This is a genomic window from Rhodanobacter sp. UC4437_H4 (assembly GCF_052978425.1).
Genome location: NZ_CM129673.1, coordinates 177209 through 198058, shown reverse-complemented (window position 1 = coordinate 198058; position 20850 = coordinate 177209). Strand labels below are relative to the sequence as shown.

The following is a 20850-nucleotide window of genomic DNA, read 5'->3' as shown; positions in this document are numbered from 1 at the left end:
GCGTTCTTGATTCCATCATGCCCGCATTCGCGGGAATGACAGCCACGAGGGTGTCGCGTTGCCGCGTCATGCCGTCGCCTGCACCGGCGCCAGCTTCTCGCCGGCGCGCACGGCCTTGTACTCGCGGGCCGCGCGCACGAAGCCGCTGAACAACGGGTGGCCGTCGCGCGGGGTCGAGGTGAACTCCGGGTGCGCCTGGCAGCCGAGGAACCACGGATGCTGCTGTTGCGGGAGTTCGACGATCTCCACCAGCAGGTCGTCCATCGACTTGCCGGAGATCACCAGGCCCAGGTCCTCGAACGTCTGCCGATAGCGGTTGTTGAACTCGTAGCGATGGCGATGGCGCTCGCGCATGACGTCCTGCCCGTACATCGCGCGCGCCAGCGTGCCGGCCTTGAGCCGGCATTCCTGCGAACCCAGGCGCATGGTGCCGCCCAGGTCGGAGCGGTCGTTGCGCTGCTCGACTTCACCGGTCGCGGTGGTCCACTCGGTGATCAACGCGATCACCGGGTTCGGCGTGTTGCGGTCGTTCTCGCTGGAATCGGCGTCGGTCAGGCCAGCCACGTGGCGGGCGAAATCCACCACCGCCGCATGCATGCCGTAGCAGATGCCGAAATAGGGCACGCCGTGCTCGCGGGCGTACTTCGCCGCCAGCACCTTGCCCTCGAAGCCGCGCTTGCCGAAGCCGCCGGGCACCAGGATGGCGTCGGCCTTGCCCAGCACCTTGGCGGCGCCTTCGGCCTCGACCTGCTCGGAGTCGATCCAGTCCAGGTTGACCCGTGTCTGCTGCTTGATGCCGCCGTGGCGCAGCGCCTCGCCGAGCGACTTGTAGGCGTCCTTGTGCTCGACATACTTGCCCACGATGGCGACGGTGACCTCGTCCTTCGGGTGCTCCACCGCGTCCACCGTGCGCTGCCACTCGGACAGGTCGGCCGGCTTGGCGGCCAGGCCGAGCTTCTTCACCACGATGTCGTCCAGGCCCTGCTGGTGCAGCCACAGCGGCTGCTTGTAGATCACGTCGACGTCGGCCGCGCTGATCACGGCGGATTCGGGCACGTTGGTGAACAGCGCGATCTTGCGCCGTTCGGCCTCGGGCAGCGGCTCCTCGCAGCGGCACAGCAGGATGTCCGGCTGGATGCCGATCGAGCGCAGCTCCTTCACCGAGTGCTGGGTCGGCTTGGTCTTGATCTCGCCGGCGGCCTTGATGTACGGCACCAGGGTCAGGTGCATGAACACCACCTTCTCCGGACCGTGCTCGATGCGCAACTGCCGGATCGCCTCCAGGAACGGCAGCGACTCGATGTCGCCCACGGTACCGCCGATCTCCACCAGCGCCACGTCGAAGCCGCGGGTGGCCTCGTGGATGCAGTGCTTGATCTCGTCGGTGATGTGCGGGATCACCTGCACGGTGGCGCCGAGGTAATCGCCGCGACGCTCCTTGCGGATCACCGCCTCGTAGATCTTGCCGGTGGTGATCGAGTTCTTGCCGGACAGGCGGGTGCGCACGAAGCGCTCGTAGTGGCCAAGATCGAGGTCGGTCTCGGCGCCGTCGTCGGTCACGTAGACCTCGCCGTGCTGGAACGGACTCATCGTGCCCGGGTCCACATTGATGTAGGGATCGAGCTTCATCATGGTGACCGAGAGGCCGCGCGCTTCGAGGATGGAGGCGAGCGACGCCGCCGCGATGCCCTTGCCAAGCGAGGACACCACACCGCCGGTGACGAAAATCAGGGGGGTCATGGAAAGCAGCCGTGCGGGAAATTGGCATTTTAGCTGCAGAACCGTCCGACGGCGAGATGGCGTGCGAAAAATCGACCCCATCGGTTCATTTCCGGGGCAGCGCGTGCATGAAAACGGCAGATGGCGCCTGCTAGCATGACAGGATGAACAATCCCGTCCCCGCCCGTCTCGCCGCCTTGCGCGCGGCCATGCAGCAGCACGGCGTCGCTGCCGTGCTCGTTCCCAGTGCCGATCCGCATCTGTCCGAGTACCTGCCGGCGCACTGGTCGGCACGGACATGGCTGTCCGGGTTCGACGGATCGGCCGGCACGCTCATTGTCGGTCGCGAGCAGGCCGGGCTGTGGACCGACTCGCGCTATTTCGCGCAGGCCGAGCAGCAGCTGGCCGGCAGCGGCGTCGCGCTGATGAAGCTGCGCGTACCGCACACGCCCGAGCATCTGGAATGGCTGCAGCAGCAACTGCACGACGGCGACGTGCTGGCGGTGGCCGGGGACAGCGTGGCGGTCGCCACCCGGCACCAGATCGAACACCGGCTGGCGGAGACCGGCGCCACCGTGCGCACCGACCTCGACCTGCCGGGCGAGATCTGGACGGATCGCCCCGCCCTGCCGGCGTCGCCGGTGGTCGAGCACGCGCTGGCCTGGGCCTGCATCCCCCGCGCGGAAAAGTTCGCGCGCCTGCGCAAGGCGATGCGCAAGCTCGGCGCCAGCCATCACCTGGTGTCAAGCCTCGACGACATCGCCTGGCTGACCAACCTGCGCGGCAGCGATGTCGAGTGCAACCCGGTGTTCCTCGCCCACCTGCTGGTACAGGCCAACGCCGGCGCCACCTTGTTCGTCGGCCGCGCCAAACTCGATGATGCGCTGGTCGCGGCACTGGCCGCCGACGGCATCGGCATCGCCGATTACGCTTCGATCACCTCGGCGTTGCCGGAGCTGGGCGCGGACGACCGCCTGCTGCTGGACAGCGGCCGCGTGGTCAGCTCGATCGCCGCGGCAATCGCGCCGGAGGTCACACGCATCGAGGCGCCCAACCCCAGCACGGCGTTCAAGGCGGTCAAGAGCGCCGCCGAACTCGACCATGTCCGCGACGTGATGCGCCGCGACGGCGCGGCGCTGGTGCGCGGTTTCCGCCGGCTGGAACAGCGGCTCGCCGCCGGCATGACGCTGACCGAGCTGGACGTGGACACGCTGCTGCACGAGGAACGCTCGGCCCAACCCGGCTGGGTCGGCGAGAGCTTCGCCACCATCGCCGGCTACCAGGCCAACGGCGCATTGCCGCACTACCGCGCCACGCCGCAGTCGCACAGCACGCTGCAGGCAAAGGGCCTGCTGCTGATCGACTCGGGCGGACAGTACCTCGGCGGCACCACCGACATCACCCGCGTGCTCGCCCTGGGCGAGACCACCGCCGAGCAGCGTCGCGATGCCACGCTGGTGCTGAAGGGCATGATCGGGCTGTCGCGCGCGCGTTTTCCCAAAGGCGCCAGCGGCCCGCAACTGGATGCGCTGGCGCGTGCGCCGCTGTGGGCGGCGGGCATGGATTACGGCCACGGCACCGGCCATGGCGTGGGTTATTTCCTCAACGTGCACGAAGGCCCGCACGGCATCCGCGCACCGGTGCCCGGCGGCGCGCTGGTGCCGCTGGAGCCGGGCATGATCAGCTCGATCGAGCCGGGCCTGTACAAGCCCGGCCGGCACGGCATCCGCCACGAAAACCTGGCCGTGGTGGTCGAGGCCGACCGCACCGAGTTCGGCGAATTCCTCGCCTTCGAGACACTCACGATGTGCCCGTTCGATCGCCGCGCGCTCGAACCGAACCTGCTCAACCCGGAAGAGCGCGCCTGGCTGGACGACTACCACGCCAACGTCCGCGCCGCGCTCAGCCCGCTGCTGGCCGACGCCGATCTGGAGTGGCTGAACCGCCACTGCGCGCCGCTGTAGGCCGCGCCCTGCGGCAGGCCCCATGGACCTGCCGTCGCGCCGCGGGTCACAGCCCCAGGTTGTTGTGCTCCAGCACGCGTTCGGCGCGATAACTCGAACGCACCAACGGCCCGGCGACCGCTTCCACGAAACCCTTGCCCAGCGCCAGTTCGCGGTAGGCACGGAATTCGTCCGGGGTGACGAAGCGCTCCACCGGCAGGTGGTGCGGGCTGGGCCGCATGTACTGGCCCAGGGTGACCACGTCCACGCAGGCGGCGCGCATGTCGTCCAGCGCCTGCTCGATCTCGGCGTCGGTTTCGCCCAGGCCCAGCATCAGGCTGGTCTTGGTGAGCGTCCTGGGCGCGTGGCGCTTGGCGAACGCCAGCACGTCCAGGGTCTGCTCGTAGCCGGCGCGCGGGTCGCGCACCGGATGGGTGAGGCGGCGCACGGTTTCCAGGTTCTGCGCGTAGGTGGCCAGGCCGGCGTCGAGCACGGTGGCGACGCTGGCATGGTTGCCGGCGAAATCGGGCGTAAGCGCCTCCACCGCGGTGTCGGGCGAACGCAGGTGGATGGCCTTCACGCAGGCGGCGTAGTGGGCGGCGCCGCCGTCCGCCAGGTCGTCGCGATCCACCGAGGTGAGCACCACGTACTTCAGCCCCATCAGCGCCACCGCGTCGGCCACCTTGGCCGGCTCCAGCGGGTCGAGCCAGCCGTTCGGGTTGCCGGTGGACACCGAGCAGAACTTGCACGCGCGCGTGCACACCGAGCCCATCAGCATCAGCGTGGCGGTGCCGCGGCCCCAACATTCGGCGATGTTGGGGCACTTGGATTCGGCGCACACGGTGTTGAGCTGGTGCGTGCGCACGATATCGGCCACTTCCTCGTAATGCGCGCCGCTGGGCAGCTTCACGCGCAGCCATGGCGGCTTGCGGCTGACGTCGGGCTCATGGCTGTGTGCGTTGGGCTTCTGGCCGCCCTTTACCGCACGCGTGCCCTGCGGACTGGTGAACTTGCTGCCGTCCGGGATGGAAGGGTTGCTGGACATGGGGATGCGGGCTGGCTGGACTGCCGCCAGTGTCGCGCGCCACGCCTGCGCCTGCCCTGATGCACGTCAAAGCAGCCGGGTCGATGCCACGCGCCGCATGCCGATCAACCGCGCCGTGGCGGCACCAATCGCAGACGGGGGGAGCCGCTCTGCTGGTTGGGGCTGAGCAACGCCTGGATTTCCTCGGCCTGCAACGGATACGAGTAGAGGTAGCCCTGCCCCTCGACGCAACCGGCGCGCAGCAGGAACTCGTGCTGCGCCTCGGTCTCGATGCCTTCGGCGATGGTGACCAGGCCCAGGCTGCGCGACATCGCCAGCATCGCCTCGGTAATCGCCGCGTCGTTGGCGTCGCCGGGCAGGCCGGTGACGAAAGAGCGGTCGATCTTCAGGTAAGTGACGGCCGGCAGCTTGAGGTATGCCATCGAGGAGTAGCCGGTGCCGAAATCGTCGATGGCCACGTCGATGTTCAGCATGTCCAGCGTCTGCATGGTGCGCTGGGTGTCGTCGCCCAGCCGCAGCATCGCGCTCTCGGTGATCTCCAGCAGCAGGCGGTGCGGCGACACGCGGCGCGACTGCAAGGTGCGGCTGACCCCGTCGACGAAGGATGGATGGCCGAACCAGCGCGCGGAGATGTTCACCGCCACGCGGATCGGCGGCACGCCGGCCAGGTCCCAGGCCTGGATCTGGGCGCAGGTGGCCTGCAGCACCCATTCGTCGATGCGCCGGATCAGGCCCAGACTCTCCGCCACCGGGATGAACTCGCCGGGCAGTACCTCGCCGCGCTCCGGATGCTGCCAGCGCAGCAGCGCCTCCACCGCAACGATGCGCCCGCTGCCCAGCTCGATGCTGGGCTGGAACACCAGGCGGAACTCGCCCCGGCTCAGTGCCTGGCGCAGTTCGGTCGCCAGCTGCAGGCGGCGCCGGTTGTCGGCATGCATCATCGGCGTGTAGAAGCGGAACGCGTTGCGCTCCTCGGTCTTGGCCGCATACATCGCCGCGTCGGCGTTGGCGATGAGGGTGGCCGCGTCGTTGCCGTCCAGCGGGTAGCCGGCCACGCCGATGCTGGCGGTGAGCACGACCTCGTAATCGTCCAGCACCAGCGGCTCGGACAGCGTCGCCAGCAACCGGTTGACGATCGCCCGCGCATCCTCGCGCAGGCTCAGTCGCGGCAGCAGCACGGTGAACTCGTCGCCGCCGATGCGTCCGGCCACGTCGCCGTCGGAGAGCTGCCGGCTGATGCGCTCGCCCACTTTCACCAGCAAGCGGTCGCCGATCGCGTGACTGTAACTGTCATTGACGATCTTGAATGCATCCAGGTCGATGAACAGCACCACCGCCGCCAGCCGCTCGCGCTCGGCCTGGGCGATCGCCTCGCTGCAGTAGCGTTCGAACTCGGCGCGATTGACCAGGCCGGTGAGCGGATCGTGCCGGGCCAGGTGTTCCAGCCGGCGCTGGTTGGCCTTGGCCTCGTGGATGTCGGTGCACACCGCCACGTAATACGTCACGTGGCCGTCGCCATTGCGGATCGCGCTGAGGCTCAAGTGTTCCGGATAGGTCGTGCCGTCGGCGCGGGTGCTCAGCACCTCGCCGATCCAGTTGCCGCCGGCGGCCACCTCGTCCCAGATCGCCTTCGGCAGCGCCCGGCCATCCGGCAGGCGGCGCGTATCGCCCAGCCGCCGGCCCTGCAGTGCCAGGCTGCTGAAGCCGGTCAGTTCGGTGTGCGCCGCATTGGTGGAGGTGATCCGCTGATGCGCGTCGGCGATGACCACACCCTCGGCGATGCTGGCCAGCGCCTCGGCTGCCACCCGGCGCTCCTGTTCCATCGCCACCCGCTCGGAGATGTCGCGGATGATCGCCTGGCAAACCGGCAGCTCGCCCCAGCGGGCGACGCTGGTCTGCGTTTCCACCGGGCGGGTGCTTCCGTCGGCGGCCAGCAGCGCATTGGTGGCGGCGCGCCCCGCCTGCTGGCCGGCCAGCGGCTGCAGGAACAGGTGCACGTAGCGGTCGCCGATCAGCTCCTTCGCGCTGCGCCCGGTCCATGCCGCCGCCGTGCGGTTCACGTCGAGAATGCGCCCGCTGCCCTCGTCGATCATCACGATCGCGTCGGCCGCGCTGTCGAACAGCAGCCGGTAGCGCTCCTCGCTGCCGCGGATGCTTTCCAGGATGCGCCGTGCCATGCCCAGCCACAGCAGCACGGCGACCAGGGTGACCGCGACCACGCCACCGAAGAGCAGCTTGCCGACCCACGAGGCGCCACGCGCCACCTCGACCGAGAAGACGTTGGTGCGCGGCTCGATGAAACGGTTCAATTCGTGGATGCGACTGCGTTGGCGGAGCTGTTCGGCCGGCTGCAGGCCACCGGCCGCGTAGGCGCGTTGCAACTCGCCGGCAATCTCGTCCAGCTCGGCAATGGCATCGTCAACCGAATACCAGGCGCGCAAAGCCTCGCTGATGTGCGGGGCCGACGAGAAATGCTGGAGGATGAAGATCATCCCGGGGATGGCATCGGGGATCACGCTGCCGCGGGCGAACGCCTGGACGACCTTGTCGTGGTCGAACTGGCCCGAGGCGATCGCGTCGCGGGCCCAGCGATCGGAGAGCACTACCGCGTAGTGGCGCCTGAAGCCGGCCAGGTCCGCGGCGTCGCCGCTGATCGCATAGGCTTCCAGGTCGATTACCGACTGCTTCTGCGCCTTGGACCACAGACTCTCGCCGTTGAGGAAACCGGCGAGAGTGATCTGGATCTGCAACGCGCCCCAGGTCAAGGCCAGCATCAGCCCCACCATCGCGATCAGCGCATACGCCAGCGGCATCAGTCGCCGCGACAATGGCTTTTGCAAGGTGGCTCGGGAAGTGCGCATCATGCCCCTTCTACCATGACTGGTGCCTTGTGACCCACTGCGTGCTCCTTGGTTGCTGCAGTTCGGTACGTCAGGCGGCGGCTTCCCTCAGGGCCTCCAACTCGTAACGCGTGCCGATGCAATGATCCATGCTGATGCGCATGCTTACATAGCTGCGCTTGATGCAACTGGCAATATGTTCCACGTCGTGCGCGGCCGGGGTCGTCCCCATCAACGTGCAGACGATCTCCAGCGCCTCCCACGGATGGGTATCGTCATAAGCGGCATGAAGTTGAAGCCAGCGCAAACTGCCGGCACGTTCCTTCGGCGCGAAGCTCTCGGCATAGGCCTTGCTTTCGTATACGCGCTGCGACCACTCGCCAGTGGCCCCCTCGACGGCGTAATTGGTGGCTGCGATGCTCGCCGCCAGCGAACCGCTGGCGCAAATCTCCTCGCACCAGTCCGCCAGGGTACCGGTGCCGTGCGGCGCCCGGCCGTTCAGCACGTCCTCGCGCTCAACGCCCGCGCCTTCGGCCCAGTTGAGCCAGTATTCGGCATGGTTCTGCTCCACGCGGATGTTGCGCACCAGCCAGCGCCGGGCCAGGTTGTCGCCGGGGCTGCGGCCGAAGCGGGTCTTGAGCAGGCTCAGCGCCATGTACGCCGGGAAACGCTCGATCACCGGCCAGATCCCGACCATGAAGTGACGCGTCGCCGTGTGGCTGAGCGAAGCCTCCCTCATCAGGTCCCACATCTCGTGCCGCACGACGCCTTGCTTGGCGGCTTCGCAATCGGCCACCATGTCCTGCGCCCATTGAGGGTAGCTGGTCAGTTCGGTGAGCGGGCCGGTACGTTCAAAACGGGTGTTCATCTTCCATCTCCTGTACAGGTGGGTGTTGCGGTGGTTCGCCTTGCCTGACCGCGCGCTGGATTGCTGCCGGTCCCGATCGCGTGCCGCCTCTGGCGACGCCGCGAAAACAGTTGCATCGACTGCACTGGCCGCGCGCACAGCGTGCGCCCGGCAGGGGTCGAGGTCTGGATACCATGTCGCACTCTGCCCATTCACTCCAGTCGGCGGTCTGGACGTCCGGGTGCCTGGCCGGCTTTCGCGGGTTCGCGAACAAGCCGTCGGCAATCACTGCGCGGCCACCGCGTTCTCGGGCAGATCCTTGCGGTAGCGGGCGATTTCCTCCTCCGCCACGCCGGCAGCGCTCATCTCGCGCAGCGCCTGCTGCATCCGTGCGGTGCCCTCGGCGCGCCGCCCCATGCGCAGCAGGATCTGCGCACGCAACGCGCCAAGCACGGAGGCGCGGCCTGGATCGGCAGTGCTGGCCTGGTAGGCCGCCGGATTGACGTGCTCGATCAGGGCCAGCGCTTCGGCGTGACGACCCAGCTGGCTGAGCACGTCGGCGCGCGCGACGCGGGCCGCCTGCACTGTGGGACTGTGCTCGCCGGAGACCTCCACCAGTCCATCCTCGGCCGCGCGCAGATCAGCCAGCGCAGCGGGCAAGTCACCGGCCTCCTGCTCCTGCGATCCAAGGTTGAGCTGCTCGACCAGGGTGTACTGGTGGCGAGGTCCCCAGCGCGCCAGCGCGCGCCGGTAGACGTCGCGCTGCACCACCAGCGCCCTGGCCTCGTCGCCGTTCAGCGAATACAGGTAGCCCAGCGAACTCAGCGCCGTGATCGTGCCCTGCCCGCCGGGACCTTGCGTCGCCTCGTAGTCCGCCAGCGCCTGCTGCGTGGCCACGATGGCCGCAGCGTAGTGCCCCTGGGCGCGCAGCGCGTCGCCCAGCCGCGAATGCGCCAGCGCCAGCACCGCCCGGCCCACGCGCTGCGCGGTGTAGGCCGGCCCGCCCAGCACTTCGCGGGCGATCCGTTCGGCCTCGGCGGCCCGGTCCAGGCGCAGCTGGCAGCCGGCGATGCCCAGCAGCAAGTGGGCGGACATCAGGGCGTCGTCCGGATGCAGGATCTTCTGCATGGTCAGCGCGGCACGGTAGTTGTCCAGCGCCACCTGCACTTGCAACTGCTGGTAGGCCAGGTCCCCGCGCGCCATGTGCGAGCGCAGGCTCACCTCTGACACCGTCTGGCGGCGCACGCCGGCGGCCGCATCGGCCTCGTCGAGGCGCGCCATGGCCTGCCTGAACTGCGACATGTGCGCCTGCATCACCACCAGCTCGTACTCGGCCAGCAGGCTGCGTTCATCGGCACGACCGAGCTTCTGGCGCAGCAAACCGGCCGCGGCCAGCAGGTGGGCCAGCGCCTTGCGGTAATCGCCCGTGCTGCGATACGCGCGGCCCAGGGTCTGGTGCAGGCCGGCCGCCAGCAGCGGTGCCTTGCCGAAGCGCTGGTCCACGCGCGTGGCCGCGGCATCGAGGATGTCGCTCAGGCGGGGGTTCTTCTCGTACCACGCCGGCGAGTCACCGCCGATGCCGGCACCCAGCAGGTCCTCGTTGAGGAATTGGTTGGTCGCGGTAGCCAACGCAGCCTGCCGCTGCGCTTCGTCGCGGGCCACGCGGGTGCGCTGGAATTGCCACAGGCTGGTGACCAGACCGACCAGCAGCAGCAGCACGGCGGCGACGATCCACGGCCGTCGCGCGCGGCTGCGCTGCAGGCGCCGCTCGGCACGATGCGCGCGCGCCTCGGCTTCGCGCAGCCGGCTGCGTTCGACCTGCCGCGCCTCGCGCCGGCGCAGTCGCGCGCACAGCTCGGCCACGCTGCGGAGCCGTCTTGCAGGCGCACCGTCGGTCGCCGCGGCGATGTCCTCGCGCAGCAGCTCGTCGTCGATGTCGGCCTCCCATCCGGGTGCCAGCGGCCGGCGCAGGTCGCCCACTGCCAGCTGGTACAGCATCAGGCCCAGGGCATAGACGTCGCTCTGCACCGTCGGCGGTTGCCCCGCCAGCAGCTCCGGCGCCAGGTACAGCGGGGTGGCGTTCGAGTCGCCGGCCGCTTGAGTCAGGGTCAGGCCCAGCGCGGTAATGCCCAGTTCCTGCAAGCGTTCGGGCTCGAGCAGTCGGCTGGCACCGAAATCCGCCAATCGGGGCTGCCAGCCCCCGCCCGCCGGACGCATCAGCACGTTGGCCGGCTTGATGTCCTTGTGCAGCACGCCGACTCCGTGCGCGGCGACGATGGCATCGGCGATCTGCAGGAACAGCTGCAACCGCTGCGGCAAGTCCAGCGCGGCCAGGCCGGGTGAGCCGGTGACCCATTGCGCCAGGTCTTCGCCGCCGTACTCGCACTCCAGATAGAACGGCGCGGTGGCGAAGTTCCAGTCGATCACGCGAACGAAATCGACGCGCTCGCCCAGGCTCTCGCGCAGCAGCCGGTAGATCGTGGCCTCGCGCTTGAGCGCCGCCAGGCGCTCACCATCGGCGCTGAACTTGTACACGCGCAATTCGCCGGTCTTGTCGTGGCGGGCCAGCCAGACCTCGCTGCCACGCGCCGGCCCGAGCTGCTCGCGCAGGCGGAAGTGTTCGCGCCCCGGTACGCTCTGCCCGGCTGCCAGCGCCAGCAGGCTGCGCAGGCGCCGACCGGAAACCGTGCGTTCGACCGGCCCCTGCAGGCGATAACCGATCCTCGGCAGATTGACGATGCGCCGGTGTCCGTCGGTACCGAATGCCTTGCGCAGCTTGGCGACCGCGTTGGCCAGCACGTTGTCCACGGTGGGCCGCGCGCCCCATACCGTGGCGAACAACTCTTCACGCGGCACCACCTCGTCGGCGCGGCGCAGCAGGCAGGCGAGCACCTGCTGCGGGCGCTGCTCCAGTTCCACCGGCTGGCCGTCGACGCGCAACTCGCCGCGCGCCTCGTCGAATTCGACGTTGCCGAAGGCGTACCGATAAAGCGGTTGTTCGTCGCCCTGTTCGACCGGCTGCATAGGCACCCCCATGGGCACTATGCCGCAGATGGCGATGCGGCGCGAGCCGCGCCCCGCGGGCGATTGCCGCCGCCGTTAGGGATCGGTTAGACCGCCGTGACGACCTGACGGCCGCCGACGTGCGCCAATCGGCCCTGCCCGCCGCCACTGCCGCAAAACCCGCCATGTCTTCCCTGCCGCATCCGTCCGCCGCATCGCTGTTGCTGATCCTGGCCTGTGCCGCGGGCTGCGACCAGCGGACCAGTTGGGTCGATGTCGATGCCAGCGGCTGCAACGAGGCGCGCATCAGCGCCATGAACCGCGATCGCGAGCTGGTGCACCAGATGGGTGCCGTGTGCGCGGTCAACGGCAAGGCGGCCACCGCCGACCGGCTGCGCTGCCACGGCAACACCCTGCAAGTGGCCTGCCGCGAATGACCACCGTCGTACCCGTTGAACGTCCATCCGCCACGAGGTGATCCCGATGTCCACGCCAACCACTGCAAGCGCTGCCGGACCCGGCAGCTTTCTCTCTGCCCTGGAAGCCTTGCGCAGCCCGGCCAACCTCGCCCTGGTCGCGCTGGCGGCGATCCTGGCGCTGGCGCTCGCGGCGCTGGCCACGGCCGGCTTCGCCGCCGGCAGCATCGGCTCGACCTTCGGCCTGTTGCTGATGGTGTTCGCCTGGCTGGTCGGTGAAGCCGGCTACTGCGCCGTGACGCTGCGTCAGTTGCAGGTCGCTCGCGGGCAGCGACCCGCCGGCATCGCGGTCGCGGCCATCAGCGGCTTCTTTGCCGCGATCAAGGTGCTGCTGGCGATGCTGCTGTTGTGCCTTGCGATGCTGCTGTTGCTGCTGGCGGCCGGTGCGCTGTTCCTGGTCACCCAGATCCCCGGCATCGGGCCACCGCTCAACTATGTGGTGTTTCCGGTGGTGGCCCTGGTGGTGGGCGTGGCGCTGTACGCATTGCTGTTCATCGCCGTGCCGCTGGCGGCGGTGGCTGCCTGCAACGGGCGCTCGGTGTTCGGCATCGTCGCCACCACGGTGCTGGTGATTCGCTCGCGGCTGTTCGACACCGCGCTGCGCGGCGTGCTGCTCAACCTGATGGCCGCGTTCGTGATCGTGCTTGCCGTGCTGATCGTCTCGCTCGGCGTGGCCACGTCCGGCGCGCTGCAGCAGATGGTCCACATCGGCCACGCCGGCTACGGCCCGCCGGGCGGCTACGGCAACCCCATGTTCGGTGCCATGGGCGGGATGGGCAGCGGCCTGCTCGGCGCGCTGCCCGGCTTGCGCGCGGCGGGTGCCTCCTCGCTGGTGCTGTACTTCCTCGCCTTCAGCATGGGCCTGGTGGTCTACGCCAGCGGCTGGGTGGTGATCTTCGACGACACCGCGCGCGACCTCGACCCGGCAGCCCTCGAAGCGCAGATGCGCACGCAGGCGGAGCGTGTGCAGCAGAGGGCGCGCGCGGCACAGGCCCGCGCCGCCCGGCTCGCCCGCGAGCACGGCAGCGGTACCGGCAACAACACGCCGCCGCCGGATGCATGAACGCGCCGGCCTGCGCAACCCCGGCACTTCCTTTCCCTTCCATGAGGACCAGCACCATGCACACCACACAGCTTGCAGGTCTCCTGCTGATCGCCGGCCTGCTCTGCGCCTGCAGCGCGGACAAGCCCGGCGCAGCCACCGCCGGAAGCGACAACCGCGCCGCTGCCACGGCGGCGACGCCGTCCGGTGACGCATCGGCCGAGGACGTCGCCGCCGCCGCACGAGGCGATGTCGACTGCCCGGCCGATGCCGCACCGAACGCTGCGAGGACGCCGGTGGACGACATCGTCGGCGTGCGCCCCGGCATGAGCTATGAGCAGGCCGCCAACGCCGTGATGTGCAGCGGCCCCCTGCTGGTGATCAAGCCCGAGAACAGTCGCGGCTTCGAGATCAGCACTTTCGGGCAGACCGTCCGCCAGGGCTTCAGCGCGCGCTTCGCCGAGCCGCGAGTGCACAAGAGCGGCCGTCAGATCATGCAGGAGATGCAGCGCGATGCGATGGCGCGGGGCATGAACGCGCGGCGCCAGGACATGCAGCCGGGCCAGTCGAAGTGGTTCGTCGCCACGATGGGCATGCCGGGCCATGAGAAGGCCATCAGCGTGGCCCGCGAGCAGTGGTTCGAGCAGGATCGCAACCCGACCGTGGATAGCGTCGAACAGGCCTTGCTGGCAAAGTACGGCGCCTCCACCGAGCGCAGCGACCAGGGCGACACCCACCAGCTGCGCTGGGCCTACGACCCGCGCGGGCGCCTGATCACCGAGACCTCGCCGCTGTTCAACCGGTGCCACGGCGCCGCCGACCCGGACAGCGGCGTGAGTCTGTCGGCGGATTGCGGCGTGGTGGTCGCTGCCAACGTGATTCCGCTGCGTAGCAATCCGGCGCTGGCGCAGTACCTGCAGGTCGGCGTGGTCGACCAGGCCGGCGGCTACCAGGCATTGACCGACACCCAGCAGGGGCTGCGGGCGATGGACGCCGAACGCCGCGCGCAACAGGTGCGCGACGCGGGCAAGAACGCCCAGGCGCCGGAACTGTGAGGTACGCGGCCATGCGCATGATTCAGACCCCGCGCACCGCGCTCTGCCTTGTGCTGGCGGCGCTGTTGCTGGCCGGTTGCGGCAAATCGCCCGCGGCGCCGAGTGCCACTGCGGCAGCGCGCGAACCGGCGGCGGCCGCGGCAACACCGGCGCAACCGGTCGGCGTCGGGGCGTCCGGCGCCGATGCCGGCGGCCTGACCGGCCGCAGCGGCACGCTGAACAACCCGGACAACGCCACCATGGTGTTCCTCTATTACGACCTGGCCGGCATCACCCCGCCGGTCGACCAGTGGGTGGAGGACGATCACCGCGTGCGCTACGCACCCGGTATCGACAAGGCAGCGCACCGCGCCGCCGTGCGGGCCGAGTTCGAGGCCGGCCTGGCGGCGGTGCGCGGCGTGGGTGTCCTGCAACTCACCCTCCAGGCAGGCCTCAGCAGCTACGACCCCACCTACGGCGAGTTCACCGTGGGCGCGCTGTCGCCCGGCGCGGTCTACACGTTCAAGGCACAGGGGCAGACCATAAACCTCAAGTTCGACAACGCGCTGACCGCACAGAGCTGGAGCGTGCCGAAAGACCAGGCGCAGGCAATCGTCGACCGGATCGGCAACGACTCGCTGCTGCTCGATGCCACCCTGCACATCCGCAAGGTGTTGCCGGGCCCCGGCGGTGGAACCGTGGTGGCGCACGTCGACTCGTGGAACCTTCGCGACAGCCGCAGCGGCAGCACCGTGGCGCGCGTCACGGCCATCAAGGACTGACCGCAGACCTCTCACCCCTCCACCAGCCCAGGAGCCATCATCATGATCCGAATCCGCGCCATCGCCACCCGCCTGCCCGCACTTGCGCTGGCCACGCTGTTCGCCGTGGCCATTCCGGACGTCCCCGCCCACGCGGCCGACTGTGCCGGCGTCTCCTGCTTCGATGCCGGTCCGTTCGTGGCTGAGGTGATCTCGCTCAACCCGTCCTGGGACCGTGCGCATCGCACCCACTTCGTGCGCCTCAACGTGCGCTTCCGCAACACCGGCAGCGAGCCCGTCTCGCTGGCCTTTCCATGGCGCGGCGCCGCGACCATGACCGACAACTACGGCAACACCTATTCCATCGACTGGCGTTATCCCGAGCGCATCGTCGGCATCGCGGTAATCAGCCGCAGCGGGGTCAAGGGCAACTTCACCATCGCGCCGGGATCAAGCCGCACGGCCAGCTGGATCTTCAGCCGCAGTGTCGCGTCGACACCGGTCGGCAACGTCTTCGCCGCCGACCTGCCGGTGGAGGATCTGCAGCCCATCCCCGGCCAGCAGAAGGTGCGCGTGGGCAACCAGTACTCGCTGGACTTCCAGCAGCTGCGCAGCAAGCCGGGCTTGCTCGGCACGGCCGACGGACACGATCGCAGCGGCCAGGTCGCCGACGGCGTCGGGCTGTTGCTGCACGCCCTGTCGAAGCACCGGAACTAGGGCAGTCGGCGGCGCGGGCTCAGCCGCCGGCGGCAGGCAGCGGAGTCAGCGTCGCCTCGGTCACGCTGCTACCGTCGTGGCCGAGCATCGAATGGTTCTCCTCGGTGCGCCGCGACACCGCCAGCAGGCGCGTGCCGACCTGCTGCAACGCGTAGTCGGTGGTGGTGCCGAACTCGATGCTGATGAGCAGCTTGCGGCCCTTGATCTCCAGCACGTTGCGCACCGCCACGGGCACGCCATCGGCGCCCAGCCAGACGCTGAGCTGGCCGGTGTACTTCTTGACCGACATCTCCTTGTTCGCCGAGGGCGGCATCGGCACGTCGAACACCAGCAGGCGCGCCGGCCTGCCCGCGTGCGTGTCATCGCGCTGGCTGGCCAGGGTGGCGCCGTCGAGCTGGCGCAGCAGCACCGGCGCGTAGTCGACCATCGGCTGCACGCTGACGGGGCTGAGCTGGGCGAGCAGGTCCCGGATCGGCGTGGGGGCGTCCTTGTCCTTCGCGTTCACCGCGGCCTCGGCGGCCGCGCGCTGGAGCAGCTCGGGGGAAAAGCGCAGCTCCAGCCCGTCAGCGCCACTGCGCACGCCCAGCTGCAACTGCGCGCGTTCGGTCTTGCCGTCTTCCTGCTTCACCGTGCTGTTGACGCGCGCCGTCGCCACCAGCGGTTGCGCGGGCCGCAGCTTGCCCAGCGTGGTGCGCAGATCCGACACGGCATCGGCTCGGGCCAGCGCCGGCAGGGTGAGCGCGGCAAGCAACGCGGCGAGGATCACGCGTGAGGTCATGGTGCGGTTCCAGTGGACAGGGGCAGCCAGTATCACCTGCCCGCGCGGCGCCTACACGGCCGCTGCCGCCGATGGCTCAGCCTGCGTACTTGTGCGGCACCGCGCGCACGGTCGGCTCGAACAGGATGCCCACGCGGCTGGCCGGCGCATCGCGATACAGGCCCAGCACGCAGTGCTCCGCGCGCAACGCAAAGTCCGCGTAATAGACCACGCCCGGATAGGGCACGAAGGTCAGGTCGGGCGAACACGAATACATCCGCTGGTAGCCGCTGGCCACCAGCACCTTGAACAGCATCAGGCGCTCGCCCGTCGGCACCTTCAGCTCGCCGTGGCTGCTCTTGAGGTCGTAGCACCGGCGACCATCGCAGAAACTCAGCGGCATCGCCTGGCTGGCCAGGTTCGGCGACAGCTTGATCGTGGCCAGCGGCTGGCCGGCCGCCGGCTGGTACATCGGCAGCCCCGCGCAGCCGCCAAGAACGGCAGCGGCCACGGCGGTCAGCAGCCGGCGGGTGACGTGATCGGCGCTCATCGGTGGCCTGCCTGTGCATGGACATAAGAGACGTAGCGCTTCTCGATCTCGCCCGCGTCGAGGTCGCCGGCGGAGTAGTCCTGGTCGAACAGCACGAACACCCAGTCGCCCATGTCGCCCGCCACCCGGCCAACGGTGAGGTCCATGGTGGGGCGGTCGCGGATGGCATCCGGCAGCGATTCGTACAGGCGGAAATACCGTTTGTGCCGCTGCAGCGCCAGCTCGGCGCAGCGGTACATCAGATAGGCGTGGGTGGTGTCGCGGTCGATGTAGCCGTTGCCGGAGAAACCCACCTTGAGCAGTTCACCCGGGCCGGGCTGCTCCCAGTAACCGCCGGTGTAACCGCGGATCACCCCCTTGTCGGAGTGATAGCCCGTGGCGCAGCCGCCAAGCAGCAGGGCGGCCACCATCGCCCACATCCTTCTTCCCATCCCCTTCCCCCGTTCCCTCGCCAGCCTGTCGCGGCGAAAAGCCGCCTCGATGCGTATCCGCCGACGCGTGCCGCGCGATGATGCACGGCCACCCCGGTGGCCGCAAGCGCTTCAGGCCAGGGCGCGGCGCAACTGGGCGAACGCCCTGGTGATGGCGTGCGGATCGATCACGCCGTAGCCGAACGTCACCGCCGGCTCGATCGTGCGCGTCATCGCGTAGCTGGCGGTGGATTCGGCGCCGACGGCGTGGCGCAGGATGATCGGCATGAGCCGGGCCGCCCGCGCGGGATCGCGGAATCGCGCGGCCAGATGCAGGCCGGCTTCGGAGGGAATCGGTTGCAACCAGCGGCCGAGTTCACCCTGCAGCGCGTCGAGCAGGGCCGCGCGACGCTCGGCGTAGATCGGCCGCATGTGGCGCACGTGCCGCGCGAGGTGGCCGTCGCGGATGAAGGCGGCAAGCGCGGCCTGGGTTATGCCGTCGCAATGCGAGTCGACGCAGTGCTTGACGGTGACCAGCCCGCTGCGCGCCCACGCCGGCGCCACCACGAAGCCCTTGCGCAGCGAGGGAAACATGCTCTTGGAGAAAGTGCCGACGTAGAACACCAGGCCGTCGCGGTCCAGCGTTTGCAGCGCATCGAGCGGACGGTCGCCGAAGCGGAACTCGCCGTCGTAGTCGTCCTCCACGATCACCGCATGGCGACGACGCGCGAAGTCGAGCAAGTCGGCACGCCGACGCAGCGACATCGCCACGCCGGTGGGCGACTGGTGCGACGGGGTGACGCTGATGATGCGCACGTCGTCGGGCAGGCGCTCGACGCACAGACCCTCGTCGTCCACCGGCAGCGGCACCAGTTGCGCGCCGGCGGCGGCGAACGCGGCGCGCACCGGCGGGTAGCCCGGTTCCTCCACCGCCACCTTCGTCTGCCCCGGCGTGACCAGCAGGCGGGCGATCAGGTCGAACGCCTGCTGCGCGCCGGAGGTGACGATCACATCGTCGGCGCCGCAGGCCACCGCGCGGGTGAACGCGACGTGCTGCGCGATCGCCTCGCGCAAGGCAGGGATGCCTTGCGACGGCGCATAGGCGAACGGTTCGCGGGCGCTCTGGCGCAGCGTCTGCGCCATCAGCCGGCGCCACACCTCGTGCGGAAAATGGCGGTGGTCGGGAATGCCCAGACGGAAATTTCGCTCGGGCAGGCTGCGCGCCGGCGACGGCTGCAGGAACGGCGTGCGCCATGCCGGCGCGAAACGCGATTCGTCCGCGCCCGTGTGCACCGGCCTGGATCGCCGCCGAACGAACTCGGCGACCCGCGGCCGGGCGCCCTGACGTGGGGCCAGGTAACCCTCCGCGATCAGCAGGTCGTAGGCGGCGACCACGGTATTTCGCGCCACGCCCAGGGCCTCGGCCACTTTCCGCGTGGCGGGCAACGCGGCGTGTGGTGGCAGGCGGCCGTCCAGGATCGCCGCGCGCAATTGCTGGTGCAGCGCCTGCGTGAGCGTGCCTGAGCCACGCGGCAGCAGCACGGGGAACGGAAAAACTGGTTCCATGGAATCTCTCGGGAATGGATCAATCACAGGTCCAGATTATGCCTAGAGTCGGCACCGTACGGCGGGCGCCGCCCGCCGTTCCCGAGTCGAAAAGCCGGCGGGCACCCCCGCCCCAAGCGAGGCCAGACCATGACAAACGCCATCTGCGAAACCTGCGGCACGCAATACCCGAACGTCCCCACGCACTGCGCCGTCTGCGAGGATGAGCGCCAATACGTCGGCGCGCGCGGCCAGACCTGGACGACGCACGACGCCCTGAAAGCCACCCACACGCTGCGCCTGCAGGACGAAGCCGGCGTGCTCGGCATCGGCCTGGCGCCGGATTTCGCCATCAACCAGCGCGCGCTGTACCTGCCCACCGACGCGGGCAACATCCTGTGGGAAGCCTTGAGCCTGGTGACCGACGAGGCGGTCGCCGCCCTGAAGGCGCGCGGCGGCGTGGACCTGATCGCGATCTCGCACCCGCATTTCTACGCTTCGATGCTGGAGTGGAGCGAGGCGTTCGGCAACGTGCCGATCCTGCTGCACGAGGCGGACCGCGACTGGGTGCGCCGGCCGTCGCCGAACGTGCAGTTCTGGCGCGGCGAGGTCTACCGCCTGTCCGACGCGGTGACCCTGATCAACAGCGGCGGCCACTTCCCCGGCAGCACCGTGCTGCACTGGAAGAACGGGCCGCGACCCGGCGGCGCGCTGTTCTCCGGCGACGCGCCGCACGTCGCCAGCGACCGCCGCCACGTCTCGTTCATGCACAGCTACCCCAACTTCATGCCAATGCCGGCGGCCGACGTGCACCGCATGCGCTCGCGCCTGGCCGGCTGCGACTTCGAGGACGTCTACGGCTTCACCTGGGGCCGCAACATCATCGGCGGCGGCCGCGCGGCGGTCGATGCCTCGTTCGCACGCTATCTCGCCGCCATCGCCGCCTGAGGACACGCCATGAATCGTTCCGCCCGCCTGCACGACTATTTGCCCGCCCGCTTCAGCACCGCCGCCGCGCGGCACTGGGTGCCCTCCTCCACGCCCGGCAAGTCGTCCAGCCCGTTGCGCTTCTTCGCCGACGACCGCGGTTTCGTCGAGCTGCTGCGCATGGAACCGGGCACGGTGATGCCGCTGCATCGGCATACCGGCGAGATCCACGCGTACAACCTCAGCGGCACGCGCAAGCTGTGCACCGGCGAGCTGATCGGCCCGGGCGACTACGTCTACGAGCCGCCGGGCAACACCGACTGGTGGAAGATCGTCGGCGACGAGCCGATGCTGGCGCTGGTGATCGTGATGGGCACGGTCGAGTTCCTCGGCCCGGGCGGTGCGGTGACCGCCCGCGCCTCGGCCAGCACGCAACTGGCGGAGTACGAACGCCATTGCCGCGAGCTGGGCGTGGCGATGCCAGATGTGCGGGACCGCTGAACGTGGCTCGGCGACGACGCAGCCCGGGCGGCGGCGGCAACCTTCGCCGGCCGTGTCGAAATCGCCGCGCGCCAATCGTCTTACGGGAGACGAGCAGCGCCGCTCTCCGTATCCCCCACCACCGGAAAACCCCGCCATGCCCAAGATGATCTTCGTGAACCTGCCGGTCGCCGACCTCAAGAAGTCGATGGCCTTCTACGCATCCCTCGGCTTTGCGAACAACCCCCACTTCAGCGACGACACCGCCGCGTGCATGGTGTGGAGCGAGGCCGTCCACGTCATGCTGCTCACCCACGCCAGGTGGCGCGGCTTCACCGAGCGGCCGCTGCCGAGCGCAGGCGCCAGCGAAGTGATGCTGGCGATCTCGCTCGACGACCGCGCCGCGGTCGATGCCATGAACGGCACGGCCGCGGCGAACGGCGGCACGGCCGACATCAACCCCGCGCAGGATCACGGCTTCATGTACAGCCGCAGCCTGGCCGATCCCGATGGCCACGTGTGGGAAGCATTCTGGATGGACCCGGCAGCCATCCCGCCGGGTTGATGATGTCCGCTGCCGTGGTGGCCGCTGACGCAGCGCGCCCGGTACCGTCGGCGCCGCGACAATCTGCCCGGCGTCGCTCGCGCCGTAGCCGAAGGCCGGCACCCATTCGGTGCTGTGGCTTGCGCGAGGTCAGTCCCTGCCCGAGGCGGTAGACTCTTCGGATGGCACGCCGGCAACGATTCAGGGGGA

The 20850-nt window shown here is 69.4% G+C and carries 18 protein-coding genes; 9 read left to right on the top strand and 9 right to left on the bottom strand.

From position 1 onward, the window contains the following. Positions 1–66 precede the first annotated feature (66 nt). Entirely contained in the window at positions 67–1740 is a 1674-nt protein-coding gene (locus ACVCL3_RS01015) for a CTP synthase (protein WP_395118896.1), read from the bottom strand. 143 nt (positions 1741–1883) lie between these two features. Here ACVCL3_RS01015 and ACVCL3_RS01010 point away from each other — a divergent pair, with 143 nt between their 5' ends. After that, the gene (locus ACVCL3_RS01010; RefSeq protein ID WP_447098739.1) at positions 1884–3683 is read left to right on the top strand and encodes a M24 family metallopeptidase; all 1800 of its coding nucleotides are present in this window, start codon (positions 1884–1886) and stop codon (positions 3681–3683) included. 46 nt (positions 3684–3729) lie between these two features. On the opposite strand, the gene lipA is transcribed toward ACVCL3_RS01010, so the two are convergent. The 4 genes from lipA to ACVCL3_RS00990 form a co-directional block, all read right to left on the bottom strand. Beyond that, positions 3730–4707 (bottom strand): lipoyl synthase, encoded by a 978-nt coding sequence (lipA, locus tag ACVCL3_RS01005; RefSeq protein ID WP_447098738.1) that lies wholly within the window; start codon positions 4705–4707, stop codon positions 3730–3732. Between the two features lie 104 nt (positions 4708–4811). Then, positions 4812–7568 carry a putative bifunctional diguanylate cyclase/phosphodiesterase gene (locus tag ACVCL3_RS01000; RefSeq protein ID WP_447100218.1) on the bottom strand — a complete coding sequence of 919 codons (2757 nt, stop codon included), beginning with the start codon at positions 7566–7568 and terminating at the stop codon, positions 4812–4814. 70 nt (positions 7569–7638) lie between these two features. Beyond that, on the bottom strand, positions 7639–8415 hold the full coding sequence (locus ACVCL3_RS00995) for a TenA family transcriptional regulator (protein WP_395118904.1): 777 nt from the start codon (positions 8413–8415) through the stop codon (positions 7639–7641). A gap of 264 nt (positions 8416–8679) precedes the next feature. Further along, positions 8680–11430: a protein kinase domain-containing protein gene (locus tag ACVCL3_RS00990; RefSeq protein WP_447100217.1), complete on the bottom strand. Its 2751-nt coding sequence runs from the start codon at positions 11428–11430 to the stop codon at positions 8680–8682. Positions 11431–11582: 152 nt separating this feature from the next. Here ACVCL3_RS00990 and ACVCL3_RS00985 point away from each other — a divergent pair, with 152 nt between their 5' ends. From ACVCL3_RS00985 to ACVCL3_RS00965, 5 genes are read left to right on the top strand one after another with little or no spacing between them, the layout of a single operon-like run. Continuing rightward, positions 11583–11834 (top strand): hypothetical protein, encoded by a 252-nt coding sequence (locus tag ACVCL3_RS00985; protein WP_447100216.1) that lies wholly within the window; start codon positions 11583–11585, stop codon positions 11832–11834. 46 nt (positions 11835–11880) lie between these two features. Beyond that, complete coding sequence (locus ACVCL3_RS00980) at positions 11881–12936, top strand: hypothetical protein (protein ID WP_447100215.1); 1056 nt, start codon at positions 11881–11883, stop codon at positions 12934–12936. A gap of 56 nt (positions 12937–12992) precedes the next feature. Further along, on the top strand, positions 12993–13970 hold the full coding sequence (locus tag ACVCL3_RS00975; protein ID WP_447100214.1) for a hypothetical protein: 978 nt from the start codon (positions 12993–12995) through the stop codon (positions 13968–13970). Between the two features lie 11 nt (positions 13971–13981). Further along, entirely contained in the window at positions 13982–14731 is a 750-nt protein-coding gene (locus tag ACVCL3_RS00970; protein WP_447100213.1) for a hypothetical protein, read from the top strand. 42 nt (positions 14732–14773) lie between these two features. Further along, positions 14774–15427, top strand: coding sequence for a hypothetical protein (locus ACVCL3_RS00965; protein WP_447100212.1), 654 nt, complete (start codon positions 14774–14776; stop codon positions 15425–15427). A 19-nt stretch (positions 15428–15446) separates the two neighbouring features. Here ACVCL3_RS00965 and ACVCL3_RS00960 read toward each other — a convergent pair whose 3' ends face one another. The 4 genes from ACVCL3_RS00960 to pdxR all read right to left on the bottom strand — a co-directional run bounded on the left by ACVCL3_RS00960 (position 15447) and on the right by pdxR (position 18710). Continuing rightward, positions 15447–16205, bottom strand: a complete 759-nt coding sequence (locus tag ACVCL3_RS00960; RefSeq protein WP_447100211.1) for a hypothetical protein — start codon at positions 16203–16205, stop codon at positions 15447–15449. Between the two features lie 76 nt (positions 16206–16281). Beyond that, complete coding sequence (locus tag ACVCL3_RS00955) at positions 16282–16734, bottom strand: hypothetical protein (protein ID WP_447100210.1); 453 nt, start codon at positions 16732–16734, stop codon at positions 16282–16284. Continuing rightward, complete coding sequence (locus ACVCL3_RS00950) at positions 16731–17144, bottom strand: CC0125/CC1285 family lipoprotein (protein WP_447100209.1); 414 nt, start codon at positions 17142–17144, stop codon at positions 16731–16733. The genes ACVCL3_RS00955 and ACVCL3_RS00950 overlap by 4 nt, the downstream gene beginning before the upstream one ends. A 132-nt stretch (positions 17145–17276) precedes the next feature. Beyond that, complete coding sequence (gene pdxR, locus ACVCL3_RS00945; protein WP_447098735.1) at positions 17277–18710, bottom strand: MocR-like pyridoxine biosynthesis transcription factor PdxR; 1434 nt, start codon at positions 18708–18710, stop codon at positions 17277–17279. A gap of 129 nt (positions 18711–18839) precedes the next feature. Here pdxR and ACVCL3_RS00940 point away from each other — a divergent pair, with 129 nt between their 5' ends. From ACVCL3_RS00940 to ACVCL3_RS00930, 3 genes are all read left to right on the top strand, one after another. Continuing rightward, positions 18840–19637: an MBL fold metallo-hydrolase gene (locus ACVCL3_RS00940; protein ID WP_447098734.1), complete on the top strand. Its 798-nt coding sequence runs from the start codon at positions 18840–18842 to the stop codon at positions 19635–19637. 9 nt (positions 19638–19646) lie between these two features. Then, complete coding sequence (locus ACVCL3_RS00935) at positions 19647–20117, top strand: cupin domain-containing protein (RefSeq protein WP_395118927.1); 471 nt, start codon at positions 19647–19649, stop codon at positions 20115–20117. Between the two features lie 136 nt (positions 20118–20253). Then, positions 20254–20661: a VOC family protein gene (locus ACVCL3_RS00930; RefSeq protein ID WP_447100208.1), complete on the top strand. Its 408-nt coding sequence runs from the start codon at positions 20254–20256 to the stop codon at positions 20659–20661. The last annotated feature ends 189 nt before the right edge of the window (positions 20662–20850 follow it).